The organism is Melaminivora alkalimesophila (genome assembly GCF_000282995.1).
GTDB lineage: Bacteria > Pseudomonadota > Gammaproteobacteria > Burkholderiales > Burkholderiaceae_C > Melaminivora > Melaminivora alkalimesophila.
Genome location: NZ_ALEE01000467.1, coordinates 1 through 367 on the forward strand (window position 1 = coordinate 1; position 367 = coordinate 367).

The 367-nt window shown below is 76.0% G+C and carries 1 protein-coding gene; it reads left to right on the forward strand.

Annotated elements, in window-relative coordinates; translation table 11 throughout:
* Positions 1-199 (forward strand): RsmE family RNA methyltransferase (locus A612_RS09075; RefSeq protein WP_040436471.1); only part of this gene is annotated, 199 nt, incomplete at its 5' end.
* Positions 200-367 lie beyond the last annotated feature (168 nt).

The window sequence follows — 367 nt, forward strand, 5'->3', positions numbered from 1 at the left end:
GCCACTGGTCCGCGCCGCCGCGGACCGCAGCCCGGTGTGGGTGCTGCATGGCCCCGAGGGCGGCCTGACCCCGCAGGAGGAAGACGCGGCCGTGGCCCAGGGCTTCGTGCCGGTCACGCTGGGCCCGCGCGTGCTGCGTGCCGAGACCGCCTCGCTGGCCGCGCTGGCGCTGCTCAATCTGGATGCACCGATCGGGTGAGGGGCCTATGGCGCCCGCGCGGCGCAGGTGCTAGCCTGCCCCGGCAAAGGGTCCGCGCCATGGGGGCAAGGCGGCCCGGTAGCAAGCGAGCGACCATGGACGACGTGCCCGCGCGGGCGACAACCGGCAAGGCCGGCCGGGAACAGGATGCGACAGCGGCTGGGGGCC